This window comes from Micromonospora echinaurantiaca (genome assembly GCF_900090235.1).
Taxonomy (GTDB): Bacteria; Actinomycetota; Actinomycetes; order Mycobacteriales; family Micromonosporaceae; genus Micromonospora; species Micromonospora echinaurantiaca.
The window spans coordinates 5,675,140-5,700,845 of sequence record NZ_LT607750.1 but is presented as its reverse complement, the minus strand read 5'-3'; the positions used below and the strand labels follow the sequence as shown (position 1 = coordinate 5,700,845).

General features: G+C 70.3%; 29 protein-coding genes. 8 read left to right on the top strand and 21 right to left on the bottom strand.

Features of this window, described 5'->3' with window-relative positions; genetic code table 11:
* Window position 1: 1 nt before the first annotated feature.
* On the top strand, window positions 2–1,492 hold the full coding sequence (locus tag GA0070609_RS25690; protein ID WP_088996169.1) for an amino acid permease: 1,491 nt from the start codon (window positions 2–4) through the stop codon (window positions 1,490–1,492).
* A gap of 306 nt (window positions 1,493–1,798) precedes the next feature.
* On the opposite strand, the gene GA0070609_RS25685 is transcribed toward GA0070609_RS25690, so the two are convergent.
* Genes GA0070609_RS25685 through arfA form a run of 5 tightly spaced genes read right to left on the bottom strand, consistent with a single transcriptional unit; the run spans window position 1,799 to window position 7,576 of the window.
* Window positions 1,799–2,815 carry a glycoside hydrolase family 43 protein gene (locus tag GA0070609_RS25685; RefSeq protein WP_088996168.1) on the bottom strand — a complete coding sequence of 339 codons (1,017 nt, stop codon included), beginning with the start codon at window positions 2,813–2,815 and terminating at the stop codon, window positions 1,799–1,801.
* Window positions 2,812–3,693 (bottom strand): carbohydrate ABC transporter permease, encoded by an 882-nt coding sequence (locus tag GA0070609_RS25680; protein WP_231928417.1) that lies wholly within the window; start codon window positions 3,691–3,693, stop codon window positions 2,812–2,814. Before GA0070609_RS25680 ends, GA0070609_RS25685 begins: the two co-directional genes overlap by 4 nt.
* A 10-nt stretch (window positions 3,694–3,703) precedes the next feature.
* A complete protein-coding gene (locus tag GA0070609_RS25675; protein ID WP_088996167.1) occupies window positions 3,704–4,669 on the bottom strand; it encodes a carbohydrate ABC transporter permease in 966 nt (321 codons plus the stop codon).
* 6 nt (window positions 4,670–4,675) lie between these two features.
* Entirely contained in the window at window positions 4,676–6,001 is a 1,326-nt protein-coding gene (locus GA0070609_RS25670; protein ID WP_088996166.1) for an ABC transporter substrate-binding protein, read from the bottom strand.
* Window positions 6,002–6,061: 60 nt separating this feature from the next.
* Complete coding sequence (arfA, locus tag GA0070609_RS25665; protein WP_088996165.1) at window positions 6,062–7,576, bottom strand: arabinosylfuranosidase ArfA; 1,515 nt, start codon at window positions 7,574–7,576, stop codon at window positions 6,062–6,064.
* A gap of 147 nt (window positions 7,577–7,723) precedes the next feature.
* On the opposite strand from arfA, the gene GA0070609_RS25660 reads away from it, so the two are divergent.
* Window positions 7,724–8,731, top strand: coding sequence for a LacI family DNA-binding transcriptional regulator (locus tag GA0070609_RS25660; RefSeq protein WP_088996164.1), 1,008 nt, complete (start codon window positions 7,724–7,726; stop codon window positions 8,729–8,731).
* Window positions 8,732–8,838: 107 nt separating this feature from the next.
* Here the strand turns inward: GA0070609_RS25660 and GA0070609_RS25655 are convergent, their stop codons facing one another.
* The 3 genes from GA0070609_RS25655 to GA0070609_RS25645 all read right to left on the bottom strand — a co-directional run bounded on the left by GA0070609_RS25655 (window position 8,839) and on the right by GA0070609_RS25645 (window position 12,059).
* A complete protein-coding gene (locus GA0070609_RS25655) occupies window positions 8,839–9,564 on the bottom strand; it encodes a methyltransferase domain-containing protein (protein ID WP_088996163.1) in 726 nt (241 codons plus the stop codon).
* 501 nt (window positions 9,565–10,065) lie between these two features.
* Window positions 10,066–10,383, bottom strand: a complete 318-nt coding sequence (locus tag GA0070609_RS25650; RefSeq protein ID WP_088996162.1) for a hypothetical protein — start codon at window positions 10,381–10,383, stop codon at window positions 10,066–10,068.
* 38 nt (window positions 10,384–10,421) lie between these two features.
* Window positions 10,422–12,059, bottom strand: a complete 1,638-nt coding sequence (locus GA0070609_RS25645) for an ABC-F family ATP-binding cassette domain-containing protein (RefSeq protein WP_088996161.1) — start codon at window positions 12,057–12,059, stop codon at window positions 10,422–10,424.
* 173 nt (window positions 12,060–12,232) lie between these two features.
* Between GA0070609_RS25645 and GA0070609_RS25640 the strand changes: the two genes are divergently transcribed.
* The 3 genes from GA0070609_RS25640 (at window position 12,233) to GA0070609_RS25630 (ending at window position 13,909) form a co-directional block, all read left to right on the top strand.
* A complete protein-coding gene (locus tag GA0070609_RS25640; protein ID WP_088996160.1) occupies window positions 12,233–13,003 on the top strand; it encodes an ROK family protein in 771 nt (256 codons plus the stop codon).
* 118 nt (window positions 13,004–13,121) lie between these two features.
* Window positions 13,122–13,490, top strand: a complete 369-nt coding sequence (locus GA0070609_RS25635; protein WP_088996159.1) for a tetratricopeptide repeat protein — start codon at window positions 13,122–13,124, stop codon at window positions 13,488–13,490.
* Between the two features lie 164 nt (window positions 13,491–13,654).
* Window positions 13,655–13,909, top strand: coding sequence for a Smr/MutS family protein (locus tag GA0070609_RS25630; protein ID WP_088996158.1), 255 nt, complete (start codon window positions 13,655–13,657; stop codon window positions 13,907–13,909).
* Between the two features lie 57 nt (window positions 13,910–13,966).
* Here the strand turns inward: GA0070609_RS25630 and GA0070609_RS25625 are convergent, their stop codons facing one another.
* The 13 genes from GA0070609_RS25625 to GA0070609_RS25570 form a co-directional block, all read right to left on the bottom strand.
* Window positions 13,967–15,208, bottom strand: coding sequence for a tyrosine-type recombinase/integrase (locus GA0070609_RS25625; protein WP_088996157.1), 1,242 nt, complete (start codon window positions 15,206–15,208; stop codon window positions 13,967–13,969).
* 1 nt (window position 15,209) lies between these two features.
* A complete protein-coding gene (locus tag GA0070609_RS25620) occupies window positions 15,210–15,404 on the bottom strand; it encodes a helix-turn-helix domain-containing protein (protein ID WP_088996156.1) in 195 nt (64 codons plus the stop codon).
* Window positions 15,401–15,604 carry a hypothetical protein gene (locus tag GA0070609_RS25615; protein ID WP_088996155.1) on the bottom strand — a complete coding sequence of 68 codons (204 nt, stop codon included), beginning with the start codon at window positions 15,602–15,604 and terminating at the stop codon, window positions 15,401–15,403. The genes GA0070609_RS25620 and GA0070609_RS25615 overlap by 4 nt, the downstream gene beginning before the upstream one ends.
* A 90-nt stretch (window positions 15,605–15,694) precedes the next feature.
* Window positions 15,695–17,284, bottom strand: a complete 1,590-nt coding sequence (locus GA0070609_RS25610) for a replication initiator (RefSeq protein WP_088996154.1) — start codon at window positions 17,282–17,284, stop codon at window positions 15,695–15,697.
* A complete protein-coding gene (locus GA0070609_RS25605) occupies window positions 17,281–18,177 on the bottom strand; it encodes a DUF2637 domain-containing protein (protein ID WP_088996153.1) in 897 nt (298 codons plus the stop codon). Before GA0070609_RS25605 ends, GA0070609_RS25610 begins: the two co-directional genes overlap by 4 nt.
* Window positions 18,174–18,521, bottom strand: coding sequence for an RRQRL motif-containing zinc-binding protein (locus GA0070609_RS25600; protein WP_088997963.1), 348 nt, complete (start codon window positions 18,519–18,521; stop codon window positions 18,174–18,176). The genes GA0070609_RS25605 and GA0070609_RS25600 overlap by 4 nt, the downstream gene beginning before the upstream one ends.
* A 773-nt stretch (window positions 18,522–19,294) precedes the next feature.
* Window positions 19,295–20,017 carry a GGDEF domain-containing protein gene (locus tag GA0070609_RS25595; RefSeq protein WP_088996152.1) on the bottom strand — a complete coding sequence of 241 codons (723 nt, stop codon included), beginning with the start codon at window positions 20,015–20,017 and terminating at the stop codon, window positions 19,295–19,297.
* The gene (locus GA0070609_RS25590) at window positions 20,014–20,511 is read right to left on the bottom strand and encodes a DUF6197 family protein (RefSeq protein ID WP_088997962.1); all 498 of its coding nucleotides are present in this window, start codon (window positions 20,509–20,511) and stop codon (window positions 20,014–20,016) included. Before GA0070609_RS25590 ends, GA0070609_RS25595 begins: the two co-directional genes overlap by 4 nt.
* 89 nt (window positions 20,512–20,600) lie before the next feature.
* The gene (locus tag GA0070609_RS25585; protein WP_088996151.1) at window positions 20,601–20,786 is read right to left on the bottom strand and encodes a hypothetical protein; all 186 of its coding nucleotides are present in this window, start codon (window positions 20,784–20,786) and stop codon (window positions 20,601–20,603) included.
* Window positions 20,783–21,670 (bottom strand): FtsK/SpoIIIE domain-containing protein, encoded by an 888-nt coding sequence (locus GA0070609_RS25580; RefSeq protein ID WP_088996150.1) that lies wholly within the window; start codon window positions 21,668–21,670, stop codon window positions 20,783–20,785. Before GA0070609_RS25580 ends, GA0070609_RS25585 begins: the two co-directional genes overlap by 4 nt.
* A 115-nt stretch (window positions 21,671–21,785) precedes the next feature.
* Window positions 21,786–22,277 (bottom strand): hypothetical protein, encoded by a 492-nt coding sequence (locus tag GA0070609_RS34620; RefSeq protein ID WP_231928416.1) that lies wholly within the window; start codon window positions 22,275–22,277, stop codon window positions 21,786–21,788.
* A 2-nt stretch (window positions 22,278–22,279) separates the two neighbouring features.
* Entirely contained in the window at window positions 22,280–22,723 is a 444-nt protein-coding gene (locus GA0070609_RS34615; protein WP_231928415.1) for a hypothetical protein, read from the bottom strand.
* Window positions 22,724–22,848: 125 nt separating this feature from the next.
* On the bottom strand, window positions 22,849–23,181 hold the full coding sequence (locus GA0070609_RS25570; protein ID WP_088996149.1) for a hypothetical protein: 333 nt from the start codon (window positions 23,179–23,181) through the stop codon (window positions 22,849–22,851).
* Window positions 23,182–23,332: 151 nt separating this feature from the next.
* Between GA0070609_RS25570 and GA0070609_RS25565 the strand changes: the two genes are divergently transcribed.
* The 3 genes from GA0070609_RS25565 to GA0070609_RS25555 all read left to right on the top strand — a co-directional run bounded on the left by GA0070609_RS25565 (window position 23,333) and on the right by GA0070609_RS25555 (window position 25,556).
* The gene (locus GA0070609_RS25565; protein ID WP_088996148.1) at window positions 23,333–24,139 is read left to right on the top strand and encodes a GntR family transcriptional regulator; all 807 of its coding nucleotides are present in this window, start codon (window positions 23,333–23,335) and stop codon (window positions 24,137–24,139) included.
* Entirely contained in the window at window positions 24,136–24,879 is a 744-nt protein-coding gene (locus tag GA0070609_RS25560; protein ID WP_088996147.1) for a glycosyltransferase family 2 protein, read from the top strand. The genes GA0070609_RS25565 and GA0070609_RS25560 overlap by 4 nt, the downstream gene beginning before the upstream one ends.
* Before the next feature lie 185 nt (window positions 24,880–25,064).
* A complete protein-coding gene (locus GA0070609_RS25555; RefSeq protein WP_088996146.1) occupies window positions 25,065–25,556 on the top strand; it encodes a hypothetical protein in 492 nt (163 codons plus the stop codon).
* The last annotated feature ends 150 nt before the right edge of the window (window positions 25,557–25,706 follow it).

Sequence of the window (25,706 nt, the reverse complement as noted above, 5' to 3'; positions counted from 1 at the left end):
CGTGTCCGTGCTGCGTACCAAACCGATCAAGGACGTGCAGGCGCAGAGCGCGGCCGACGGCGGCGACGGCGGACCCGGGCTGAAACGGCGGCTCGGCGCGGTCGACCTGACCGGCTTCGGCATCGGCATCGTCATCGGCACCGGGATCTTCACCCTCACCGGCATCGAGGCCCGGGACAGCGCCGGCCCCGGCGTGGTGATCTCCTTCGCCATCGCCGGCGTGGTCGCGCTGCTCGCCGCGCTCTGCTACGCCGAACTGGCCTCCAGCGTGCCGGCCGCCGGCAGCGCCTACACCTACGCGTACGCGACGATGGGCGAGATCGTCGCCTGGATCATCGGCTGGGACCTGCTGCTGGAGTTCGCGCTCGGCGCGGCGGTGGTGGCCCGCGGCTGGTCCGGTTACCTCGCCGAACTGTTCGACCTGCCCGCGGCCTGGTTCGCCGAGGACGGCAGCGTGGTCAACCTCGGCGCGATCGCGATCGTGCTGCTGCTCGGCGTGGTGGCCATCGTCGGCATCCGGGAGTCCGCCCGGGTGACCAACCTGCTGGTGCTGGTCAAGGTGGGCATCTGCGTCTTCGTGGTGCTCGCCGGGGCGTTCTTCGTCAAGGCCGCCAACCTGACCCCGTTCATCCCGCCGGCCGAGCCCGCCGGCGGTGGCGAGGACGGCATCAAGCAGCCGGTCACCCAGGCGCTGTTCGGGCTGGAGCCGTCGATCTTCGGGTTCGTCGGCGTGCTCAGCGCCGCTGCGGTGGTCTTCTTCGCGTACACCGGCTTCGAGGCGGTGGCCAACCTGGGCGAGGAGACCCGCCGGCCGCGCCGGGACCTGACCCTCGGGCTGCTCGGCACGCTGCTGGTCTCCACCGTGCTCTACATCGGCGTCTCGCTGGTGGTGGTCGGCATGCTGCCGTACACCGAGATCGACCGGGGCGCGCCGATCGCCGCGGCGTTCGAGTCGGTCGGCGCCGGCTGGGCCGCGGTGCTCGTCTCCATCGCCGCGGTCGCCGGCCTGACCAGCGTCATCCTGGTCGACCTGGTGGCGATGGGCCGGATCGGCTTCGCCATCAGCCGGGACGGGCTGATCCCGCCGTCGATCGCCAAGGTGCACCCGCGCTGGGGCACCCCGTACCGGATCTCGGCCATCATGACCGTCGCCGTCGCGCTGCTGGCCGGCTTCCTGCCGCTGTCCGCGCTGGCCGACCTGGTCAGCATCGGCGCGCTCTGCGCGTTCGTGCTGGTGTCGATCGCGGTGCCGGTGCTGCGCCGCAAGCGCCCGGACCTGGACCGGCCGTTCACCGTGCCGTTCTCCCCGGTGCTGCCGATCGTCTCGGCGCTGGCCTGCCTCTACCTGATGCTCAACCTGTCGGTGGAGACCTGGCTGCGGTTCGGCGCCTGGATGCTGCTCGGTGCGGTCATCTACTTCGGGTACGGGTACCGGCGGAACCGTCTGGCCCGTCTTTCGTCCTCGCCGGAACCCGAGCGTGCTCCCGTGTGATCTCTGGTGGGGGTTTCCGGGGAGCCCGGCCCGCTCCGGGCGGTCAGGCTTGATCCCTCCGCGGGCCGGGCTCCCCGGAAACCCTGCGGTGGTCGGCCGCCCCGGGGTGGTCACGCTTCTCTTGGCGTCAGCTTTCCTTTGGTGTACGCGACAGCGCGGCGCCCGATCGGGTCAGGTGCCGCGCTGTCGGTTTCTCTGCTGACTGCTCTGCCTTCTGACCGGCCTGCCTGCTGGCTGCTCTGCTTTCCGACCGGCCTGCCTTCAAGCTGCTCTGCCTGCTGGCCGGCCTGCCTTGCGGGTCTCTGGTCAGGGCTTCTGCTGTGGCTCGGCGGTGGGGCCGTTGACCTGGGGCTTGCCGTTGGGCCAGGTGATCTCGTCGAGCCAGACCTGGCGGCCGGGGTCGATGCTGCCCTCCTGGCCGGGCGGCCAGGCGTGGTACAGCAGCCAGGTGCGGCCGTCCTTGACCACCATCGAGGCGTGCCCGGGGCCGGAGGCCACCTCGTTGGTCTTCAGGATCGGGTTCTCCGCGGCCTTCACGCAGGGGCCGGTGGGTGACTCGCAGACCGCGTAGCCCTCGGCGTACTCGGCCCGGTCGTAGGCGTTGGCGGCGAAGAAGAGGAACAGCCGGTCGTCCTGGCGGTGGAGGAACGGGCCCTCGATCAGGGTGCCCTCCCACGGCTCGGTCTGCTTGAGCAGCCTGGTCGGCTCGCCGACCAGGCTCAGCCCGTCGTCGGAGAGGCGCTGCGACCAGAGCCAGGTGTCCACCCCGATGGCGTTGCCGTCGTTCTTCCACAGCAGCCACAGGCTGCCGTCGGTGTCCCGGAACGGGCTCGCGTCGATCGAACCGCCCAGCTCCGCCTGGCAGATCAGCGGCCCGGTCGAGTCGTCCCGGTACGGCCCCTGCGGCGTGCTGGCGACCGCCCGCCCGACGCACTGCCGGCCCAACTCGCGCCCGGCCACCGTGTAGTAGAGCAGGAACCGGTCCGGAGCGAGTTGGATCGCCTCCGGTGCCCAGGTCTTTCCGGCGTCCGCCCAGCCGGGCAGCTCGGGCAGCGCGTCGCCGACCGGAGTCCAGTCCACCAGGTCGGGCGAGCTGAGCACCGGGACGTTCCGGCCGCCGGCGTTGGTATGGAACAGGTACCAGGTGTCGCCCACCTGGATCGCCTGCGGGTCGGGCGCGTCGGTGCGTACGACCGGGTTGGTGAACATGCTCGGGTCGCTCCCGGTGGTCGTGGGTCTCGGATCGCCGCCGCCGCCGCAGCCGGCGGCGAGCAGCGCGGCGGCGGCGAACGCCGCCGCCGCGCCGCGCCAGCGGGCGGTCATCCCTTCAGGCCGCTGCGGGACACACCCTGGATAATGTGCCGCTGGGCGAACACGAAGAGGATCAGCACCGGCACACTGGCCAGCACCGCACCCGCCATGATCACCGGGTAGTCGGTCACGTAGGCGCCCTGGAGCAGGCCCAGGCCCGGCGGCAGGGTGAGCTTCTCGGGGCTGAACAGCACGAAGATCGGCCAGAGGAAGTCGTTCCAGTTGGTCAGGAACGACAGCACCGCCAGGGTGGCCAGCGCCGGCTTGGACAGTGGCAGCACCACCCGGACGAAGATCTGCCACTGGTTGGCGCCGTCCAGCACCGCGGCCTCCTCCAGTTCCCGGGGCAGGGAGAGGAAGAACTGCCGCAGGAAGAACACCCCGAACGCGCTCGCCGCACCCGGCACGATCACCACGGTGAGGGTGTCGATCCAGTCCAGCGTGTCGACGATCAGGAAGTTCGGGATGATCAGCGAGGTCGGCGGGATGAACAGCGTCCCGACGATCAGCGCGAAGCTCACCCCCCGGCCGCGGAACCGCATCCGGGCCAGGGCGTACGCGGCCATCGAGGCGGTCACCAGCACCAGCAGCGCGTGCAGCGTGGCGGCCAGCATGCTGTTGAGGAACCAGCGCAGCACCGGGTTCGCCGAGTTGTTCACGATCTGCTCGTAGCCGTACCCGGAGACCGGATCGGGCAGCCAGGTGGGCGGGATCTGCTGGGCGCCGGTGTAGGTCTTCAGCGAGGTGATGACCATCCACACCAGCGGGGTCAGGAAGACCAGGGCGAGCGCCACCAGGGTGGCGTAGAGAGCGCCGTGTCGCAGCGCGGTGCCCGGGGCGCGGGTGGCGCCGGCGCGCCGGTCGACGGCGGTGCGGATGGGCGTCGTCATGGCGGTCCCCTCAGTCTTCCCGGTAGCGGAAGAGGCGGAAGTTGGCGATGCTCACCACCGCCAGCATCAGGGCGAACACGATGCTCATCGCGGCGGCCCGGCCGGCGTCGTTGTCCCGCAGCCCCTCCTCGACGATGAACCACACCACCGTGCGGGTCTCGGTGCCCGGCGCGCCCTGGGTGATCAGGAACGACTGGCCGAACACGTTCGCCGAGGCGAGCACGGTCGTGGTGATCACGAAGAGCAGCACCGGACGCAGCCCGGGGAGGGTGACGTGCCGGAACCGTTCCCAGGCGCTGGCGCCGTCCACCTTCGCCGCCTCGTACAGCTCGGCCGGGATGTCCTGCAGGCCGGCCAGGTAGATCACCGCGTTGAAGCCGGAGGTCCACCAGACGGTGACCCCGACCAGCGAGACCCAGGCCCACGGCACGTCCGTCACCCACGGGGTGTCCGAGGGCAGGCCGACCGCGCCGAGCAGCCGGTTGACCAGGCCCAGATTGGCGTCGAGCAGGAACCGCCAGAGCAGGCCGATCACCGCCACGCCGAGCACGTACGGCGCGAAGTAGACCGCCCGGAAGAAGGTCCGGCCGGGGAACGAGCGGTTCAGCAGCAGCGCCAGCCCGAGCGGGACCACCACCAGCAGCGGCACCGAGAACACGGTGAAGATCGCCGTGGCCCGTACGCTCTGCCACCAGTCGCCGTAGACGGCCGAGTCGCTGGAGAAGAGCTCCTGGTAGTTGTCCAGCCCGACGAAGGGCCGGTTGGGCAGCTGGAAGTCCCACTGGTGCACGCTGAGCCAGACGCCGAGCAGGATCGGCAGCAGGCCGAAGACCCCGAACAGCACGAGGTACGGGGCGAGGAAGAGGTACGGCGTCAGCCGACCGGTCCGGCGCGCCGAGGCGCCCCGGCGGGCGGTGCCGGCCGCCGGGGGCGGCGCGTCACCACGCGCCGCCCCGACCTCGATCACGTCCGCCACGGGGAATCAGCTCCCGTACTTCTTGCGGTTGTCCTCGAGCTGCTTGTTGGCCTTGGCCGCCCCGTCGTCCAGCGCCTGCTTGGGCGACTTCTTGCCCAGCGCGGCCTCGTTGAAGGAGTTGTAGAAGGTGGTCATGACCTCGCCGAGGCCCGGGGCCGCCGGCGGGAAGGCCGCGTACTCCAGCTCCGGGGCGAGCGCGTTGACCTCGGTGAGCGCCTTGAACTCGGCGCTGTCCCGGACCGTCTTGCGGGCCGGCACCTGGCCGCCCTTGGCCCAGTCGAGGGAGTGCTGGCTGAGCCAGTTGATGAAGACCTTCGCCGCGGAGACCTTGTTGGCGTCGTTGGCCCGCTGCTTGACGATGGTGAAGTTGTGCGAGTTGGCCCAGGCCGCCGGCTTGCTGCCGATCTGCGGCAGGGGCGCGACACCCCACTGGATCTCCGGGCTCTTCTTCAGGTCGTTGATCTGCCAGATGCCGTTCCAGTTGAAGGCGTTCTTGCCGCTCTTGAACGCCAGGTAGTCGGCATCCTGGCCGACGTTGGCCGGGGAGTGGCCCTGCTTGATCAGGTCGACCAGCCAGGTGCACGCCTCGACGGCCTGGTCGGAGTTGAAGACCGCCTTGGTGGCCTCGGCGTCGAACACGCTGCCGCCCCACTGGTGGACCAGCGAGTAGAAGGTCATGCCGCCGGTGAACTGGAACGGGCTGACCCAGAAGCCCTGCACGCCGGACTTCTTCAGCTCGGTCAATGCGGCGGTGTACTCATCCTTCGTCGTCGGCGGCTTGTTCGGGTCCAACCCGGCCTTCTGCATGACCCCCTTGTTGTAGTAGAAGCCGAGCGGGTGCATGTCCAGCGGGATGCCGTACCGCTTGTTGTTGTAGAGGCCGCCCTGCCAGACGGTGGGGGCGAAGTCGCCCTCGGAGAGCTCCAGGGTCTTGGCCACGTCGTCCAGCTCGGTGATCACGCCGCGGGCGGCGAAGGTGGCGAGCTGGTCCATGTGCATGACGGCGATGTCCGGGCCGTTGCCGCTGGAGGCGGCGCCGGGCAGCTTGTTGTAGTAGTCGTCCCACTGGTAGGTGGCGATCGACACGGCGATGTTCTGGTGCTCGGTGTTGAACTGGTTCACCAGGGCCTTGAAGATGTCGCCGTCGCCGCCGGTGAAGCCGTTCCAGAGCTTCAGGTCGACCTTTGGACCGGTGTAGTCCTTGCCGCCGTTGCCCGCCGCCGGGCCGGACGCGTCGTCGTCGCCGCAGCCGGCCAGCGTCAGCGTGGCCGCGGCGCCGAGCCCGAGCCCGAGGCCGAGCAGCCGCCGCCGGCTCATGTCGTTCTGCATCATGGCTGGTATCTCTCCTTGGGGGACGGGGTGAAATTGTGCCTGGTCAGGGCTGGTCCGACGTCAGGCGCCGGCAGGGGCGAAACGCAGCACGTTCCAGGAGACGCCCGGCAGGCGCACGGAGCACCGACCGCCGTCGATGGTGGGGGTGTTCAACTGCCGGGGCGTCACCCGGTCGGGCTCGGCCTCGGTGTTCGTCGCCGACGGGTCGTCCCCGGCGGCGAGGCTCAGGTGGGATGAGACGGACAGACCGGCCAGGCCGCGCAGGTCGAGCTGGAGTTCCAGGTCCGTGTCGTCCCGGTTGACGGCGAAGACGGTCAGCTCGCCGGTCTCCTCGTCCCGCACGGCGACGGTGTCCAGCACCGGCACGTCGCCGTACCGCTTGGTCTCGTAGCTGGGGGAGACCGGCTCGGTGCGCAGCACGGTGCCCCGGGCGTAGCGGGCGGTCAGCGCGAACGGGTGGAAGATGCTCTGTCGCCAGGCCGGCCCGCCGGTGCGGGTGCGGATCGGGGCGATCACGTTGGCCAGCTGCGCCTGGCACGCCACGCCGACCCGGTCGGCGTGCCGGAGCAGGGTGATCAGCAGGTCGCCGACGACCACCGCGTCGACGGCGGTGAAGTCGTCCTCGATCAGCGCGGGGGCCTCCACCCAGCCGCGCCGGTCCAGGTCGGCCTGGAGGCGGGACTGGTACCAGACGTTCCACTCGTCGAAGGAGATCTTGAGCTTGCGCCGGTGCCGCTGCTTGGCGGCCACGTGGTCGGCGGTGGCGACCACCTCGCGGATGAAGTTGTCCATGTCGACGGCGGAGGCGAGGATGCTGGCCCGGTCGCCGTCGGACGGGTCGTAGTAGGTGTGCGCGGAGATGTAGTCGACGTGCTCGTAGGTGTGCTCCAGCACGGTCGCCTCCCAGGAGGCGAAGGTGGGCATGGTCCGGTTGGAGCTGCCACAGGCGACCAGGCTGATCGACGGGTCGATCATCTTCATCGCCCGGGCGGTCTCGGCGGCCAGCCGGCCGTACTCGTCGGCGGTCTTGTGGCCGACCTGCCACGGGCCGTCCAGTTCGTTGCCGAGGCACCAGAGCCGCACCCCGTACGGCTCCTCGGCGCCGTGCTTGCGGCGCAGGTCGGCCAGCTGGGTGCCGCCCGGGTGGTTGGCGTACTCGAGCAGGTCGCAGGCCTCCTGCACGCCCCGGGTGCCCAGGTTGACCGCCATCATCGGCTCGACGCCGGCCTCGGCGGCCCAGGTCATGAACTCGTCCAGGCCGAAGGCGTTGGTCTCGATGGTCTTCCAGGCCAGATCGAGCCGGCGCGGCCGGTCGCCGACCGGGCCGATCCCGTCCTCCCAGCGGTAGCCGGAGACGAAGTTGCCGCCGGGGTAGCGGACCACCGAGACGCCCAGCTCACGGGTCAGCTCCAGCACGTCGCCGCGCAGCCCCCGCGCGTCCGCGCTCGGGTGCCCGGGTTCGTAGACCCCGCCGTAGACACACCGGCCCATGTGCTCGACGAACGAGCCGAAGAGGCGCCGGTCGGCCGGTCCGATCGCGAAGGCCGGGTCGATGGTGAGCTGCGCGGTCCGCAAGGGGTGCCACCTTTCCTGTTGCCGGTGCCCAGTGACCGCGGTCACCGGGTATCCCTGGTTTCTACAACGTTGTAAGCAACGTTGTAAAGAGGCTGTAATGCGGTCGTGACACGGTAAAGTGCGGTCAGCAACTCGGGGAGGAAGTCAGTGCGGCACAGGCTCAAGGACGTCGCGGAGCGGGCCGGCGTGTCGGTGAAGACGGTCTCGAACGTCGTCAACGGCTACGTCCACGTACGGCCGGACACCCGGGCGCGGGTCGAGGAGGCCATAGCCGAGCTGAACTACCGGCCCAACCTCTCCGCCCGCAACCTGCGCAAGGGGCGCACCGGCGTGATCGCGCTGGCGGTGCCGGAGCTGGACATCCCGTACTTCGCCGAACTGGCCCGGCACGTGGTCACCGCCGCCGCCGAGCTGGGCTGGACCGTGCTGATCGACCAGACCGGCGGCGGGCGTGAGCAGGAGCGGGTGGTCGCCTCGGGGATCACCGACCACCTGATCGACGGCCTGATCTTCAGCCCGCTGGCGCTCGCCGCCGAGGACCTCACCGGCCTCGACGGCACCCCGATGGTGCTGCTCGGCGAGCGGGTCGACCACGGCCCGGCCGACCACGTGGTGATCGACAACGTGGCCGCGGCCCGGGAGATGACCGCCCACCTGATCGGGCTCGGCCGCCGCCGGATCGCGGCCATCGGCTCGCAGCGCACCCCGGAGGGCGTCAGCGCCCGGCTCCGGCTCGCCGGCTACACCGCCGCGCTCGCCGACGCCGGCATCGACTACGACGAGCGCCTGGTGGCGCCCGCGCCGGCCTGGCACCGCGCCGACGGCGCGGCCGCGATGCGTGGCCTGCTGGCCTCCGGCGTACGCCCCGACGCGGTCTTCTGCTTCAACGACACCCTCGCGCTCGGCGCCCTGCGCGCCCTGCACGAGGCCGGCCTGCGGGTGCCCGAGGACGTCGCGGTGGCCGGCTTCGACGACATCGAGGACGGCCGGTTCTCCATCCCCACGCTCAGCACCATCGCGCCAGACAAGGAGCGGATCGCCCGCCTCGCGGTCGAACTCCTCGCCAACCGCCTCGACTCCGACCCCACCGCCCCACCACGAGAACTTCCCGCCCCCTACCACCTGACCCCCCGAGAATCCACCCTCGGCCCCTAACCCTCCCCCCGGGCCGGCCACCTGGTTGATCATGAAGTTGTTGCCACTGCGCCCGGCGTGTCACGTCAACAACTTCATGATCGCCGCCGGGCTCCCGGGCGGCTGGGTTAGGCGAAGAAGCGGGAGAGGTGGGTGGTGGGTGGGGGGTCGGCGTCGGGGGGTAGGGGGGTGAGGTCGGCGAAGATGGAGGCGCCGTCGCAGCCGGCGTGCAGCGGGTACCAGCGCGGGGTGCCGGGCGGGCGCTGAAGGCAGATCCCCTTGATCGTCTGTACGTCGAGCAGCCGGACGTGCGTCGGGTCGGCAACCGCGTTCACGTGGCCCCACCACGGGCTCATCACGTGCAGCACGCCGCCCGGCCGGAGCACCCGGTGGCACTCGTCCACCAGCGGCAGGAAGTCGATCAGGTGCTCCAGGATGTGCACCGCGAAGAACACGTCCACCGAGGCGTCGGCCAGCGGCAGCGATCCGGAGAGGTCGGCCACCGCGTCCACCCCGGGCGCCGGGTAGATGTCCAGCCCCAGGTTGCCCGGCCACTGCTTGGTGGCGCCGCAGCCCAGGTCGACCACCACCGGGTCCCGACCGCCGACCCGCACCCGGCACCAGACGCCGAACACCCCGGCCAGCCGGCCGACCAGCTCCCGGACCAGGCGCAGCTGGGCGGGCTCGGCGACCTCGCCGCTGAGATGGGCCACCCCGCGGTCGAAGCGCACCTCGACCGCCAGGTCACGCAGCCGGTCGTCGTGCCGGACCTGCTCCGCCCACGCCTCGGTGAGAAAACCGTCGACCGCCCGCAGCCGCTCGGCCGAGGGCGGAGTCGGTGCCATCGCGACCATCGGTCCACCTCCGGCCGCCCGTTACCCGCATCTACGTCCGGTATGCCTGGCCGCCGCTCTCCGCGACCAGTCCGGGATAGGGGCACGGCGCCCTAGGCGCGATCCGAGGCGGACGGACAGACCCCAACCGGGCCGGTCCGAGGGAACCGCGACCCGGAGGCTGGCGCGCTGCGACGGAGGCTGGCGCGCTGCGACGGAGGCTGGCGTGCCGGGACGGCGCCGGACGATCCGGGTGCCGGGAGGAGGGCATGTCCGTGTCGCGCTGATACCTCAGAGTCATCAAGATGACTCTGAGGTATCGCCCTCGTCCGGGCGGCAGCTCGGAGGTCGCACCGCCCCGAGCCACGAACGCTCGGCCGGGCTGCGCGACGTCGCCACAGGCTAGGGCCGCAGGGCTAAGGGGCGGCAGGGCCGTTGCGCACGGCTGCGGGGCCGCCAGGCCACGGGCCGCCGTGGCGCGGGCCGCAGGCCGCCGGCCGGGCCCGGGTGTCCGGGGCGGGGTCAGCCGGTGACGGTGCGGCGTTGCCGACCGCCGACCCGCATCCGCTGTCGGGGCGGCGGGGCGGCCGGCTTGGGCCGCTTGAGGTGGTAGCGGTGCAACTCGTTGTTGCCGGGCAGGGACGGGTCCTCGCTCATCGCGACCAGCTCCCAGCCTTGATCGCCGGCCCGGTTCAGGTGGGCCAGCGCGGTGTCGCCGTAGAGCGTCACGTCGACCATCGAGCCGTCCGGGCCGTACCAGACGAAGACGACCTCCCAGCCGATGTCGTTGGTGGCGGCCTGGCGTCGACGGACCAGCAGCGCGTACTCCCACTTGAGCATGGGGTCATTCTCCCCCGGCGGCCGCCGGCCGGCACGGATCAATCCTCGGCGATCCGCCCCGCGTCCACCCGCAGCCGCCGGTTGGTCGCCACCGCGGCGAGCATCCGCCGGTCGTGGGTCACCAGCAGCAGCGTGCCGGGGTAGCTGGCCAGCGCGGACTCCAGCTGCTCGATGGCGGGCAGGTCGAGGTGGTTGGTCGGCTCGTCCAGCACCAGCAGGTTGACCCCGCGCCCCTGCAACAGCGCCAGCGCCGCCCGGGTCCGCTCGCCCGGCGAAAGCGTGGCCGCCGGGCGGAGCACGTGCCCGGCGCGTAGGCCGAACTTGGCCAGCAGGGTCCGCGCGTCCGCCGGCGACAGCTCCGGTACGGCGGCTCGGAACGCGTCGATCAGCGGCGCGTCGCCGAGGAACAGTCCACGGGCCTGGTCCACCTCGCCGACCACCACGCCGGGGCCGAGGCTGGCCTGCCCGGAGTCCAGCGGCAGCCGGCCGAGCAGGGCGGCCAGCAGGGTGGACTTGCCGGAGCCGTTCGCCCCGGTCACCGCGACCCGGTCGGCCCAGTCGATCTGGAGGTTCACCGGCCCGAGGGTGAAGCCTCCCCGGCGTACCACCGCATCGCGGAGCGTGGCCACGACGGCGCCGGCGCGGGGCGCGGCGGCGATCTCCATCCGCAGCTCCCACTCCTTGCGCGGTTCCTCGACCACGTCCAACCGCTCGATCAGCCGCTCGGTCTGCTTGGCCTTCGCGGCCTGCTTCTCGGTCGCCTCGGCCCGGAACTTCCGGCCGATCTTGTCGTTGTCGGTGGCCTTGCGCCGGGCGTTCTTGACGCCCTTCTCCATCCAGGCCCGCTGGGTGCGGGCCCGCGCCTCCAGCGCCGTGCGGGTCTCGGCGTACTCCTCGTAGTCGGCCCGGGCGTGCCGGCGGGCCACCTCGCGCTCCTCCAGGTAGGCCGCGTAGCCGCCGCCGAAGTGGTTGACCTGCTGCTGCGGCAGGTCCAGCTCCAGCACCCGGGTCACCGTGCGGGTGAGGAACTCCCGGTCGTGGCTGACCAGCACGGTGCCGGCCCGCAGCCCGGTGACGAACTGCTCCAGCCGCTCCAGTCCGGCCAGGTCCAGGTCGTTGGTCGGCTCGTCGAGCAGGAAGACGTCGTAGCGGCTGAGCAGCAGCGAGGCGAGCCCGGCCCGGGCCGCCTGGCCGCCGGAGAGCCCGGTCATCGGGTGCTCCAGGTCGACCGCGAGGCACAGTTCGGCGGCCACCTGCTCAGCGCGCTCGTCCAGGTCGGCGCCGCCGAGGGCGAGCCAGCGCTCCAGCGCCTCGGCGTAGGCGTCGTCGGCCCCGGGAGCGCCCGCGCTGAGCGCCTCGGTCGCCGCGTCGAGGGCGGCCTGCGCGCCGGTCACCCCGGTGCGCCGGGCCAGGAAGCCGCGGACCGTCTCGCCGGCGCGGCGCTCCGGCTCCTGCGGCAGGTGCCCGACGGTCGCGGTGGGCGGGCTGAGCGTGACGCTGCCGGCCTCCACCGGCAGCAGACCGGCGAGAGTACGCAGCAGCGTCGACTTGCCGGCCCCGTTCACCCCGACCAGGCCCACCACGTCCCCGGGCGCGACCACCAGGTCCAACCCCGAGAACAGCGCCCGGTCCCCGTGCCCCGCGGCCAGCCCCTTGACGATCATCGTCGCGCTCATCAGCCCGCCACCCTACCCCGCCCCGCATCCCTCCCATCCCCGCTTTCCCGCGCCCCCCACTCGGCGATCTTGCAGTTTGTGCCCGGACATCTCGGCGCGAAAGCCGCATGTGTCGGGCACAAAGTGCAAGATCGGTGCGGGAGTTCGGGGGTGGAGCGGGCACACTGCTCGGCGTGGTGACCACTCTGGCGATCGACTGCGGGGGCGGCGGGATCAAGGCGTCCGTCCTCGACGAGGCGGGGACGATGCGGGCGCGGCCGCTGCGGGTGCCCACGCCGTACCCGTTGCCGCCCGCGCTCTTCGTGAAGACGCTGCTCGGCCTGGGCGCCCGGCTGCCCGCGGCGGACCGGCTGACCGTCGGGATGCCCGGCATGATCCGGCACGGGGTGGTGGTGGCCACCCCGCACTACGTCACCCGGTCCGGCCCGCGCAGCAAGGTCCTGCCCGAGCTGCTCGCCGAGTGGTCCGGGTACGACGCGCGGACCGCCCTCGCTGAGGCGTTCGGGGTGCCCGCGCTGGTGCTCAACGACGCCGAGGTGCACGGCGCCGGGGTAGTCGCCGGGACCGGCTGCGAGCTGGTGCTGACCCTGGGCACCGGGCTGGGCAGCGCGCTCTTCGACGGCGGGGTGCTCGCCCCGCACCTGGAGCTGTCGCACGCCCCGGTGCGCTGGGGCACCACCTACGACACGTACGTGGGGGAGCCGGAGCGGCGCCGGCTCGGCGACGCGTTCTGGTCCCGCCGGATCCGGCAGGTGGTGGACGGGCTGCGCCCGGTGTTCCGCTGGGACCGGCTCTACCTCGGCGGCGGCAACTCGCGGCTGATCCGACCCGAGCAGCTGGCCCGGATGGGCGACGACGTGGTGGTGGTGCCGAACAGCGCTGGCATCGTCGGCGGCGTCCGCGCCTGGGAGCTGGCCGCCGGCCGGCACGACGCCACCGCCTGAGCCGCCTGCCGGCACGACGCCGCTTTCTGACGGCGGCCGGCCGGGGAACAGTCGCGGTCCGGCCGGTGTTGTGCCAGCGTCGACTTCAGTGGCGGCGTGACACGAGGGGGTGGGTGCGATGGATCTTCTGGCCGAGTACCGGCGGGCGAACCTGTTCTTCGAAGCCGGTGACCCGACCGGAGCTGCCCGGCTGCTCGAACCGATCGTCGAGGCCGAGCCGGGCAACGCCGCGGTCCGCCAGCTGCTGGCCCGCGCCTACTTCCAGTCGGCCCAGCTCAACCGGGCCGAGGAGCAGCTGCGGGAACTGGTCGACCGGGACCCCAGCGACCATTACGCCCACCACGTGCTGGGCCGGACGCTGGAGCGGCTGAACCGGCCCGCCGACGCGCTGCGGCACCTGCGCATCGCGGCGGCGATGCACTCGGGCAACGACGACTACCGCACCGCCCTGCGCCGGGTCGAGACCCGGGTGGCCGGCGGTCGGTGACGTGGAGACCGGGCGACGAGCCCGGGGTGTGGTCGCATGGACGGGGCAGCTCGACAGGGCTGCCCCGACCTGTCTCCGCCGCCCGCCGCAGCCGCGCCCGGGTCCGCCGCCGCGGCGCGGCCTACCATCGACCCCATGGGACCTGACCTGCCGGTGGGTGCGGCGTGAAGCTGAAGCTGGACCTGCACGACATCTTCAACTCCGGCCACGACATCGACCGCGCGCTGCGCGGGATCATGGACGAGGCGGTGGCGAAGAAGGCCACCCTCGTCGAGATCATCCCCGGCAAGGGCTCCGGCCAGCTGAAGAAGCGGGTGCTGCGGTTCCTCGACCAGAAGGACGTCAAGCAGCTCTACCACCGGGTCGAGAAGGACTCGAAGAACTTCGGCCGCCTCTTCGTCCACTTCCGCTGGAAGTAGCGCCGGAATGGCGCTTGACCTGCGTTTTTAGCCGCTCACAGGGCCGCCGAGCCATGATCATGCCGTTTCCAGGCCGTCAACGACTCCCGGTTCGTCGTCGGCCGCCTGGACCTCGCCGAGCGCCTTGTCGATGGCTCGGCGGGTTCGGTCCTCGCTGGTGGGCAACAGGTGGGTGTAGGTCCGCAGGGTGAAGCCGGGATCGGCGTGACCCAGGTAGGCCGACAGCGCTTTGATGCTCTCCCCGGCATCCAGGAGCACCGAGGCGTAAGTGTGCCGGAGCACGTGCATCCCGTTGTGCCGGTCGTCAGGGATGCCGGTGGCACGGATCGCGGGCTTCCAGACGCCGGAGTTGAACATCGAGCGGCTCAACGCGGTCCCGGCCGGCGTCGTCAGGTACAGCTCGACGGTCCGCAGCTCGCCGGTCAAGGTTCCCCATGGCAGAGTCACCGCCACCGGCGGGCAATCCTGGACGTGACGCTTCAACCTGCCGGCCACCGAGCCCGGCAACGGGACCTGCCGCGACTTGCCGCCCTTCGGCGGCGCGAAGATCAGTTGACCGCGCACGAGCTTGATCTGGCGGGTGACGTGCAGAACCGGGCGGGTCGAGTCGAGATCCCCTGGGCTGACAGCGAATATCTCGCCCTGCCTGAGGCCGCAGCCCGCGCCCAGGTCCACCGCTATCCGGTACCGGGACCGGACCTTCTCCCGGAAGGCGGCCAAGCGAGCTACGGACCAAGGCACGACCTTGGTAGGTGCCAGCTTCGGCCGACGGATGCTCTTGACCGCGAACGGGTTGCTCACGATCTTCCGGTCATCAACCGCCGCGTTGAAAATCATCGACACGTCGGTGAAAAGGACCCGGCGGTAACTCACCGCCAACCCGGTCTCCTGTAGCTTGCGCGCCCAACTACGAATCGTGGCCGGTTGAATGGATGCGATCGGCTGGTCTCCGAAGGTCGGGTAGACGTGGAGCCGTAGTTCGTATTCGATGCGGTCGCGGGTGAGTACGTCGGTGGTTGCTGCGGCGAGCCAGTCATCCGCGTACTGCTTGAAGGTGGTGCGGCCGGCGTCCGGGTCGACGTAGGTGCCTTTGAGGATGTCGGCCTGGACCTGGGCGAGGAACGCTTGCGCCTCGCGTTTCTTCTTGTCGGGGAACGACTGTGATTTCTCTTTGCCGTCCGGGGCGATGTACCGGACGCGGTAGCGCATTCCCTGCCCGCATTCCGGCTTTGGTACCTGGCGGGATTTCCCGTCCGGGCCGACGACCGTGCGGTACCAGCGGTCAACGATGTGGGCCATGTCAGGCCGCCTTCGACTGGTCGGCGAACCAGGCGCGGACCGCAGCGGGGTCGTAGCGCAGGTGCCGGCCGACGCGGGCGGCGGGTGGACCGTACTTGCGCTTTCGCCACTGATAGAGGGTCTGCACGGGGACCCGGAGGTAGGCGGATACGTCTTCGATCTCCCAGAGGGGTTCGGGTAGCGCGGGTGCGGTCATCGGGGCTCCTTTCGAGTGATGGTGATGTAGGCGCGGCTTTCGCCGCTGTAGCCGGCGGGGCGGGTGCTGGTGCGGCAGGTGACGTGCTCGCGGCCGTAGTAGGCGGCGAGCTGGGCCGCGATGGTGGCGGCGTGGGCGGTGACGGAGGCGGTCGGCCCGATGAGGCGGACCGCGACCAGGGGGCGGGGGCGTGCGGGCATGCCGTGCTCCTTCCAGGTGGCCGGGGTGGGTGCTGGTCGGTCGCTGTGGAGTTGTCAAGGAACGGGTTCGCAGGCGTTGACACGTACGTGTCAAGCGGCCAGGGGTCGGGCGGCGGTCCGGTGGGCTGCCAGCTCGTCGGCCAGGGCGTCGAGGCCGGCTTGGTGTCGGGCGCGGGCCATGGCGGCGGCGGTGTTGGCGAGGAGTGCGTCTCCGGTGGTGATCCAGCCGGTGGCGTGGTAGCCGAGTTCGTAGATGACGCGTTCGGTTTGTTCGTCGTCCCAGGTGTGGGGGTGGCCTTCGGTGCGTCGCCAGATGGTGCGCTGCATGCGCAGGAAGCCGAGGGTGACGGAGAAGGCGCGGCTTTTGGTGGCGATGTGGCCGCCGTAGCCGAACTGGTGCGCCCAGCGGCGAAGCCGGGTGTAGTCGGGGTGCTCGCCCAGGTCCCAGCAGGCGCGGATGAGCCGTCCGAGGTGGGTGCCGGGGTTGCCGTGGACTTCGACGGAGAGGTCGTCGACGCGGCGGAGGTTGAGGCCGGTCACCTCGGTGCTCTTGGTGACGTACTTGGCGATGTAGCCGGTGATCTGGGCGAGGTTGACTTCGTGGCCGGGGGCGTTGACGTGCTTGAGGTCCAGGCCCTTGTCGCCCCACGCGATGTGCCAGCCCTGCCCGCCGTTGGCAGGGTGTGGTGACGAGGTGTAGGCCGTCTTCACGAACGCGGCCCGGACCGCCTCCTCGAACAGGTCCCGAGTGATGATCCGGGGCGGGGGCACGATCGCCTGCGGGCAGTCGGGGTTGTAGCCGTCGAGGCGAATCAAGGCGTGGTAGTGAATGACGCCGCGTACCTGGAATTCGTAAACCTTGATGTACCGGCGGCGCAGTTCCACACCATGAGCGCGGCCGAGGCGGCGTAGCTCCCGGTCAACCTGTTGGATGGTGCGCCGCCACAGCTCCGGTGCCTCGTGGTTCCAGACGACCTGGCCGGTGTGGTCGTAGCAGTCCAGACAGAGAGGCTGTCCGAGGTGGGCGTCGCCGGCCTTGTGGCGCTGGCCGCAGCGCAGGTCCACCCCGTGGGGGCAGACGTGGCCGAACGGGTGGCACACCGACGACCGGCAGGTGCAGCCGTCTTTCTTGCGGCAGTCCGCGGCGTGAACCTTCACGACCCGGTGGTGCACCGGCCCGAACGAGGGGGCGGTGGCGGTCAGGAAGATGGCGATGTGCTCGTGCAGGGGCGGCAGGCCCCACCGGTCGCCCTGGAGGCCGGCCTTGATCAGGTGGTAGGTGTCGCGGCGGTAGACCTCGGCGCAGGACGGGCAGACGGCGGCGCGGCGGTTGCCGCAGGGGGTGTAGATGGCGCCGTCGGGCATGTCCTCGGTGTCGATCGTCGCCATGCGGTTGCCGTCGGCATCGTTGACGTGGATCTGCCCTGCGAGGCGGATGGGGTGCTTGCACGCTGAGGCCGCGCGGACGTGGTTGAGCCATTCGGGGTAGTCGGGGTCCTGGGCGCGGGCGCGGCCGGAGGCGACGGTGCGGGGGTCGTGGCCGCGTACCCAGCCGTCGCCGGGCGGTGGGGTGCGGGTGGGGGTGGCCCAGGGCCAGTAGCCGGCGGTGGGCTCGGCGGAGGCTCCCGTACCCGGGACCGTAGTGGTCCCGGGTGCGAGAGGCAGCGTCGAGGAGGTCACGCGGTGGCTCCCACGGCGGTGCCGTTGTGCTGATGGTTGTTGATGGTCGGTTGGGTGTTGAGGGCCGTCAGGAGGTCGGCGGCCGTGCCGGTGGGAACGCGCAGCCGCACGGCGAGTTGGCCGGCGGTGATGGGCTCACCGTGGGCCTTCTCGTGTGCGCTGGCGACGATCCGGGCGTTGGACAGCAGCGCAGGCGGCGGGCCGGTCATGGCCGGCGCGGGCGCCGCAGGTGCCGGGGTCGTGTCGGTGTCGGTGGTGTCCGGGGTGGGCTTGACCGTCGTCACGGTCGTGGTGTCCTCGCCAAAGGTGGACGGGGTGATCGGTTCGCGGGTGGGTTCGTTGTCGGTGTCGGGTGCGGGGTTGGTGGCCGGGGTCGCGGCGGCCGGGCGGACCAGCGGTGAGGCGGGGATGTCAGACGACGACGCCTCAGCGGTGGTGGCCGGCACCAGTGCCGGGACGGTTTCGGTGGGCCGGGCGGTGCGCTTTCCGGTGGCGAGTAGAGCGGCGGTGGCCATGAGCATCAGGCCATCGACGGCGAGGGGACCGAACCAGACGACGAGGGTTTCCTCGTTGTAGTGGTCGAGCAGTCCGGACAGGTGCCGGTAGGACACGAACGCGGCGACCAGGGCGACGGGCGGCAGCCCGACCCAGCGCAGCACGTTCCAACCCCAGCCCGTCGGCCAGGGCGTGCGAGCGAGGATCTCGATGGCGATGAACAGGAACAGCGGCCAGACGATCGAGGAGACGACCGCGCCGGGTTCCGGCGTCCAGTCCTCCGGTGCCCCCTCGGGGGCGATGAACGAGTGAGCGATGTTCGCGGCGACGGACACGAGTCCGCCGAGGATCAGGCCGAGGTACGACCAGCCGCGCGAGGGTCGAGTAGTCGTGGTCATGAGGTCACCTCGGAGGTGCAGTCGAGGCATGAGCCGGTGCGGCGGGGGATGTAGTAGGGCTTGACCTGCCGGCAGTCCGGGCAGGTACGCCGGGCGGTGAGCGCCGTGTCGATGGCGGCGCGTTGCGCCGGGGTGGCGGTCCGCTTGGGCACCGCCAGGTCGAGACGGAACAGGTAGGCGACGCGCTTACCGCGACGCCAGAGGATCTGCGCGGCGGGTTCCTGGCCGCCGGGGCGCAGCTGTCGGGCGCGCAGCTGCCGACGGGTCAGCAGCCCGTCGGGGGCGAACTTGAAGGGGTAGGTCGGCAGGCCGAAGCGCTCGCCGGTCGGGTCGTAGAAGACCATCGGGTCGTCGTCCTCCGAGTCGTCGTCGGCCTGACCCTCGTCACCGAGGCCGGTGGTCGAGGTGGCGAAGGTGGGGTGTTCGTAGGTGTCGCGGTCGATGCCCTCGGGCAGGAACGCGGCGCCGCAGACGGCGCAGACGATCGGCCCCTCTTCGAAGGCCGCCTTGGAGATGCGCAGCTTGCGGGGGCACTCGCACTCGCACGGGACGCCGTTGTTGTTGTTCGTGCGGGACTTGCCTTCCCCGGTCGGTTCCGGGTGGCGGTAGAAGCGCAGCGCGTCGGCGAGGTCGGCGATGACCGAGCGGTAGCGGGCCTTGGTGAGGTCGGTCAGGGTGCAGGGCGAATAGCCGAGCTTGTCGTCCTTGGTGGTGGACATGCCGAGCTCGGCAGCCAGGGTCGAGAACTTCTTGTTGTGCCAGCGGCCCTGCCGGGAGGTGTCCTGGATGCCCCGGACGTCGGCCAGGGCGTGGGTTGCTTCGTGCAGGAGCGTGGTGAAGACGGCTTCCGGTTCGCGGGTCAGGCCCTCGCCGGAGATGAGGATTTCGGGGAGTTGGGCATCGCCGGCCTGCCAGCGCAGCGCGGCGAAGTGGCCCCACTTCATGCCCTGATTGGGCTTGGTGGGGGAGCCGGAGCCGACCACGATGACGGCGGCTGGAATCTCGGGGTGCCGATCGCGGATGGCGGCCCAGGCGGACTCAAGCGCGGTGATGAGCGCGGCGGTGGAGACAGCGTTTTGACACGTACGTGTCACGTCGGTGATGTCGACAGCGGTGATCATGCGGCCCTCCAGGTGGTCGGGGCGGCAGCGAGAGGACTGGTGGGACGGGCCAGGTCACGGGGCCGATCGGTCGCCCGCAGCTCGGCGGGGGTGTCGGTGGTGTCCGTGAAGACGGCGGTCGTCCGGCAGTTGGCGCGGGCGGCGTACATGGCCAGGTCGGCCCGGTGCAGCCACACGGCGGCGGGGTGGCCGGGATCGGCCAGGACCGCGCCGAGAGTCGCGCCGACAGCCAGCGGGCGGCTGTCGTAGCTGGCCGGGGTGGTCAGCCGGGTGTGGATGTGGGTGAGCCAGTCGGCCAGCCAGGTTGCGGCGTCGCCGCGCCGGGTGGCGGGGCCGGTGGTGATGACGGCGAATTCGTCGCCGCCGAGGCGGGCGGCGATGCCGGCGGGGCCGGCGATGCCGGCAAGCCGGTTGGCGACGGTGGTGAGGATGTGGTCCCCGGCGTCGTGGCCGTGGGTGTCGTTGACCTTCTTGAAGCCCACGAGGTCGACCAGGACGACCGCGACGGGTCGGGAGGTGGTGTGGGCGGTGCGGATGAGGGTGTCGGCGGCGGCGGTGAGGCCGGCGCGGTTGTGGATGCCGGTCAGCGGGTCATGGGTAGCCGTGTGCCGGACGGTGGCGAGTTCAGCCCGCAGGCTGTGACGGGCGGTGAGGTAGCCGGCGGTCGCGGCGGCGCTGATAGCGGTGGCGGTGATGAGGGCGCGCAGTCGGGGCGTCATCGGGCACCGAGCCAGGCGAGGAAGCCCTCACGGGTGGGGCGCTTTTCCGCCCACACGCAGGCATCGGCGTAGGTTTCGAGGTCGTCCTCGGTGGCGTGCGTCCAGTCGTAGTCGTCGGCAGCAGCGCGCAGGGTGGTGATGACCTGCTCGGCGGTGCGCCGAGGGTCGTCGTTCCAGTCCAACGGGTCGGTGTGGCCGGTGTCGCCGTTGAGGTCGAGGAAGTCGGACAGGGCGTCGAGAGCGCGGGTGTAGTCGCGGACGCCGGGCTTCGCCTTCTCGTCGTGCGGAAGGAAGATGCAGCGGCCGTGAGCGGCCATGCCGATCGCACCGGCAGCGCAGGCCGGCGGGAACGGAGTGTCGTGGGTGACCCGGTAGTAGACGCCTTGCGTCCAGCCGTGCAGTTCGAGGTAGCGGGCGGCGCAGCGCAGGATGTCGGCCGGGCTCAGGTCGGCCAGCGCGCCGGGGATGTGGTGCTGGTTTTGGGTAGGGTTCATGGCGGCCACGTCCTTTCGTGGGCGGTGGTTGGTGGCCGACGGGCCGGGTTCGCTTTCCTAGGGCTGGTCCCGGTCTGTCGGCCGTTCCTCTATCGGTGGTGCAGGTGGAGCCGGAGGAACACCCGCTGCCGGCCGTCGTCGGCGGCGGTGGGTGCGGATCGGAAGATGAGCGTGCCCGCGTTGCGGGCGATGGCGGTCAGGGCGGCGATGTCCTCGCCGGTGCCGACGAGCACCAGGTCCAGGACTCGGGTCGGAACAGCGGTCGTGGTCTTCATGCCGCCGCCTTCATGTCGGTGGCCTGCCCCTCGGCGGGGGTGATGAGGCCGCTGTGCCGGCGGGTCCACGCGGCGTAGTCGGCGACCCGGATGATGTCGGCGTCGGTCATGTAGGCGGCCTTGACCAGGGCCGGGATGCCGCCCTCAGCGATGAGCAGGCCGGCGCCCTGGTTGTTGGGGTCGATGGTGTTGGAGGAGAAGCCGCGGGCGGCCCAGCCGTGCCCGAGCACGATGTCGGAGGACACGTCGGTGGTGCAGCGGCCAGCGAACCGCCACGCGAACAGGTCCCGCAGCGAGGTCGGGATGATGTCCGAAGACGGCCGCTGCGTGGCGGCGGCGACGATGATGCCGACGGCGCGGCCACGGGCCACGATGTCGCGCAGCAGCGCGGCGAACAGCTCCTGTTCCTTCTTGTCGCCGGCGGTGGCGGAGAAGTAGGCGATCTCGTCGCAGGCGACGAGGATCTGACCGAACAGGTCGTTCGGGCCGATCTTCCGGCGACGGCGGGCCTTGAGGAAGGCGTAGCGGTTGTCCATCACCGTCTGCACCCGGCGCAGGGTGCGGATGGCGTAGGCGAGGTCCGGGCCGACGAACACGTCACAGGCGTCTTCCCACAGCCCGAGTTCGACCTGCTTGCCGTCGAGCAGGCACAGCCGCACGTCCGGGCACAGGGCCGCGTGCCCGACGATGGTGTTGAGCAGGCTCGACTTGCCCGCGCCGGGCTCACCGCCGATGAGGATGTTCCGGTAGATCATCGGCAGGTACACAGCCTGGCCGAACTCGTCGATGCCGAGGAACACCGGATCGAAGATGGACAGGCCAGCGCCGACCGGCACCGTGGCGGTCGGGTTGGCGGGGAGTTCGATGGTGTCGGTGAGGTCCATGGCGGGCTCCCGAGGTCGGTTGACACGTACGTGTCAATGCGGGCGGGGGTTGGGAAGGGGGCGCGGACGCTCGACCCGTCAGGGGTGCTTGGTCCGCGCCGTCCCGGTTGAGGTGTCAGGCGTAGTCGGAGGGGTCGAACCCGTCGGTCGGGCTCGTCGTGGTGGTGGGGTTGTTGCGCGGCATGCGCGGCCGGGGAGTGTCGGCGGTCGTGGTGACCGGCTCGTCCGGCACGTCGGGCAGATCGAGGCCGACAGGCGGCATGCCCGGGGAGGTGGGAGCATTGGCTGGCACGTCGGTGGGGACGTAGTCCGGCAGCGGGGACACGATCGTTGCCGCCAGGGGTTCGCGGCGGGTGATGTCCACGCGGATCAGCGCCGCGTAGCGGCGGGAGGCGCGTATGACGCGGACCTCGTTGGCCCAGCACGCCACGGCGAGCTTCTGCACCTGGCCCTCCTGCTCCAAGTCGCGGAGCGAAAGGCCGGGACGCAGCCACACCCAGACCCGTTCCCCGGCCGGGGTCGGCCGGGCGAGCAGGATCAGCGGCAGCGAACCAGAGCGGTTGGTGGCGATGAACGCCGCGAAGCACATCCGCAGTCGGTGCCGCACGATCAGACACCAGGACCACGCCAGGATGCGGCGGCGGATCGGGCCGATCGCGGCCGGCAGGCCCACGACCAGGACGACGATGAGCAGCGACCCCACATCGGGGTGGACTGCATCACCCAGGTCCAGCCGTAGACGGCGACCAGACCGAGCACGATCTCGGTCAGCCAGTGCCAGAACACCCGCAGAACCGGCCACGCCACGATCAGCGCGAACGCGACCGCGCCGCAGGCAGCGCCGATGACGCCGCCGAGCACGGCGCCCACGATGGGGTGCAGGTAGTGCGAGGCCACCGTGGCGGCCAGCAGGCCGACCACACCGAGGATGACCCAGAACGCGATCGTGGCCCGACGACGATACGAGCGGGCGACCGGAGCTTCGATGACAGTGACAGCGTTGCCCCCACGGTTCGACCAGCCGAACGGGGACCGAGACGTAGACTTGGACACGACAAGTCCTCCCTAGTAGGGACCGGATTTGTTGGGACAGGACGCGGGGTCGCAGACGACGCCAATCAACGGCGACCCCGTGTCCACCACTTCACGTTGTGTGGAGCCGATTGACACGCCCGCCGCTAGACGGCGGCGGTGTCCATCGCGGTCAGCGCCGAGGCCCGGAACGCCACACCGGAGCGGACCTTGCCGTCCCGGTCGTTGACCCAGGGCAGCGCCTCCAGGTCCACCGGCACGACCGGCTGACGCACCGTCACCGCCGGCATCACCGGGTTGACGACCGTCACGTTGATGACCTCAGCGGCACCCTCGGACAGCGCGTAGAGCTGCACCGTCCACATCGGGTTCTTCGACTCCCGGTCGAACTTCTGCTGACCGTTCTGGTCCAGCTTCGGCACCGGGTTGACCGCGACCTCGTACGACACCCGCGAGGTGTCCAGCAGCAGACGTCCCATGACTGACTCCTTCGCAACAGGGGCGCACCCACCTTGGGAGACCGCCCGATCTGTCTTCACGTCTTCATGAAGACATGTTGACGGTATGACGCGGAGGCGGCAGCGTCAAGAGTTCATGAAGACCTAAGCTGAGGAGGTTGAGAGGAGCGAGATGGCGGCCAAGTACGAGCGCATAGCCAACGAGCTACGCGAGAAGATCCGCTCTAGAGAACTCGGGCCGGGGGACCAGCTACCGGGCGAACAGCAGCTCGTCGCCGACTACCGCGTGAGTCTGCCGGTCGTGCGGCAAGCCTTGGACGTCCTTGAGTCCGAGGGCCTAGTTGACCGGATCCATGGACGCGGCACGTACGTGCGTGCCCCACGGCAGCGCGTTCGCCGAACCCCGGAGCGGTATCAGTGGGAGAAAGATCGTGTGCTTCTCTCCGAAGCCCAGCGCGGGCGTACCGGTGCCACCGAGAAGGACACCGGGCTGACCATGAGCGACTTGGAGTTCAGTGCGCGGTACGACACCGTACATGCGGACGAGGATCTAGCCGCCACCTTCAAGCTCCCGGTCGGTGCCAAGCTTCTCCGACGCCGCTACAGCACGAAATCCCGGCAGGAGCGAGCGCCAATCAGCGCAATAGTGAGCTACCTGCCCTACGACCAGGCCGCTGAGAACCCTGCGTTGCTAGAGGAAAGCAACGAGCCGTGGCCGGGCGGAACACAGCACCAGCTCTACACAATCGGCATCGAGCTTGAGTGCATCATCGACCACATCACCACGCGACCACCAGGGCCAGAAGAGGTAGAAGAACTGGACCTACGCCCGGGAGTTTCTGTCTTCTGCCTTCGAAAAGTCTCCGTCTCTACGACCGGAGCCATAGTTGAAGTGTCCGACGTGGTTTTGCCAGGCGACCGCACGGAATTCGTTTACACGACCACTCTTGCGCCTTGGAAGAAGGAGGGCCAGCGGTGAGCGTTATTAGCATCATTACGCCCGTCTACAAGCCCGTACCCGAGCAGCTTTTGGCCGCGTACCGCTCGCTTCAAGAGCAACGAATGCCGGAAGGGTGGGCATGGGAGTGGATCGTGCAGGAGGACGGCGAGACGGACGCCGCATGCTCGATCCTGCCCGAGGACGAGCGTGTGTCGATTAGCCGCAACCGTCACAGCGGTGTCGCCATCACGCGAAATCTGGGCCTCGCCCGCGCGCGTGGAAGCCTTGTGAAGAACCTCGACCAGGATGACATCCTTACGCCGGGAGTGTTGGGGCGCGACATCCAGGTGATGACGGAGAACCCCGAGGTGCAGTGGGTAACGTCGCGGGTGCTCGATCTGCTGCCTGATGGGTCCACGGTAGGTTTCGAGAACGACCCGCCGGAGGGGCCTCTAGCGCCGGGTCTCGTCCTCAGGCATTGGCAGGAACACAACTATCGACTCCCTGTACACCCTACGACGATATGTATTCGCCGGGACCTTCTAGTCGCCCTGGGCGGTTGGATGTCGGTTCCTGGATCGGACGACACTGGAATGCTGATCGCGGCGAGCGTCGTAAGTACCGGCTACTTTGTTGGTGAAGTCGGGTTGCTGTACCGCAAGTGGCCCGGACAGGTGACCGCGGGCGCTTCTCATACAGAGCCGGTGGAGTGGAAGCTACGCATGAGCCTGATTGAGGAGCGGGGTCGTACTCTAGCGGCGTTACAGCGACCGAGTTGAACCGGCGCACACATAGCAACTGTTTCGGCGCGGGACAGATTTGGCCTGAGGTCAGAGATGATGGCGGGCTTGGATCTTCCCGCGTCGCTTCGTATGGTGCACGGATGACTATGGGGGAGGAGCTACCCGGATGGCGACCCCACCGAACGGTAGGGCAAGGCAGGCCGGCGCGGCGGTGGCCGTGGGTGCTGCTGGCCCTGGCCGTGATTCTCTGCGGCGGGGTGGTGGCGATACCAGCGTCTTGGGCCGTGCGGAAGCAGGTCGAGGCCGAGCGGGGCGAATCCTCACCGGAGGCAGCCGTGGCCGTCTGGCGGTTGCAGCTCAGCGCGGGTGAGCAGCTCGGGCTATCACGGGTCCTGGCCAAGCCACGACACGACGAACTGCTTGCCCAGTGGCGCGACTACCGCGCCGAGATGACCCGCACGGGTCGGCCGCCGTCCAAGATCGAGGCGGTTGGTCGGAGCGTCGTTGAGCACCAGGGCGATGACCGCGCAACCGTCGTAGAGCAAATCCGGGCCGTGTGGTGGCAAGAGACAACAATCCTCGACGGAACGGCGCACCCGTGGCGGTGGGAAGTACGTAAGGACAGGGGCGGGTGGCGGGTCTGGTCGGCCGACCTGCCGGCATGGTGCGGTGTCCATGTCCGCGCTGAGCTGTGCCAGAAGGAGCGAGGGTGAATCGCACGTATGTACGATCACCTCGTGGCGCGGGAGCTAGCGGGACGTTGGTGGAACGGGGTGTGGGGTCGGCTCACACGTCGTGACGTGTGGCTCACCCGCGAAGTTCGATGGCACGTAATCGCCCGCGCAGGCGACTCGGAGACGGGC

What these genes read in the sequence shown, in the direction of transcription:
- GA0070609_RS25585 (WP_088996151.1), bottom strand. Translation starts at nt 20,786, where the DNA reads ATGAAGACCACGACCGCTGTTCCGACCCGAGTCCTGGACCTGGTGCTC.
- GA0070609_RS25655 (WP_088996163.1), bottom strand. Translation starts at nt 9,564, where the DNA reads ATGGTCGCGATGGCACCGACTCCGCCCTCGGCCGAGCGGCTGCGGGCG.
- GA0070609_RS25570 (WP_088996149.1), bottom strand. Translation starts at nt 23,181, where the DNA reads ATGGGACGTCTGCTGCTGGACACCTCGCGGGTGTCGTACGAGGTCGCG.
- GA0070609_RS25580 (WP_088996150.1), bottom strand. Translation starts at nt 21,670, where the DNA reads ATGGACCTCACCGACACCATCGAACTCCCCGCCAACCCGACCGCCACG.
- GA0070609_RS25595 (WP_088996152.1), bottom strand. Translation starts at nt 20,017, where the DNA reads ATGACGCCCCGACTGCGCGCCCTCATCACCGCCACCGCTATCAGCGCC.
- GA0070609_RS25635 (WP_088996159.1), top strand. Translation starts at nt 13,122, where the DNA reads ATGGATCTTCTGGCCGAGTACCGGCGGGCGAACCTGTTCTTCGAAGCC.
- GA0070609_RS25600 (WP_088997963.1), bottom strand. Translation starts at nt 18,521, where the DNA reads ATGGTCTTCTACGACCCGACCGGCGAGCGCTTCGGCCTGCCGACCTAC.
- GA0070609_RS25650 (WP_088996162.1), bottom strand. Translation starts at nt 10,383, where the DNA reads ATGCTCAAGTGGGAGTACGCGCTGCTGGTCCGTCGACGCCAGGCCGCC.
- GA0070609_RS25680 (WP_231928417.1), bottom strand. Translation starts at nt 3,693, where the DNA reads ATGACGACGCCCATCCGCACCGCCGTCGACCGGCGCGCCGGCGCCACC.
- GA0070609_RS25620 (WP_088996156.1), bottom strand. Translation starts at nt 15,404, where the DNA reads ATGACCGCACCCGCGCTACCCGAACCCCTCTGGGAGATCGAAGACGTA.
- GA0070609_RS25645 (WP_088996161.1), bottom strand. Translation starts at nt 12,059, where the DNA reads ATGAGCGCGACGATGATCGTCAAGGGGCTGGCCGCGGGGCACGGGGAC.
- GA0070609_RS25605 (WP_088996153.1), bottom strand. Translation starts at nt 18,177, where the DNA reads ATGACCACGACTACTCGACCCTCGCGCGGCTGGTCGTACCTCGGCCTG.
- GA0070609_RS25565 (WP_088996148.1), top strand. Translation starts at nt 23,333, where the DNA reads ATGGCGGCCAAGTACGAGCGCATAGCCAACGAGCTACGCGAGAAGATC.
- GA0070609_RS25685 (WP_088996168.1), bottom strand. Translation starts at nt 2,815, where the DNA reads ATGACCGCCCGCTGGCGCGGCGCGGCGGCGGCGTTCGCCGCCGCCGCG.
- GA0070609_RS25615 (WP_088996155.1), bottom strand. Translation starts at nt 15,604, where the DNA reads ATGCCCGCACGCCCCCGCCCCCTGGTCGCGGTCCGCCTCATCGGGCCG.
- GA0070609_RS25590 (WP_088997962.1), bottom strand. Translation starts at nt 20,511, where the DNA reads ATGAACCCTACCCAAAACCAGCACCACATCCCCGGCGCGCTGGCCGAC.
- GA0070609_RS25625 (WP_088996157.1), bottom strand. Translation starts at nt 15,208, where the DNA reads ATGGCCCACATCGTTGACCGCTGGTACCGCACGGTCGTCGGCCCGGAC.
- GA0070609_RS25670 (WP_088996166.1), bottom strand. Translation starts at nt 6,001, where the DNA reads ATGATGCAGAACGACATGAGCCGGCGGCGGCTGCTCGGCCTCGGGCTC.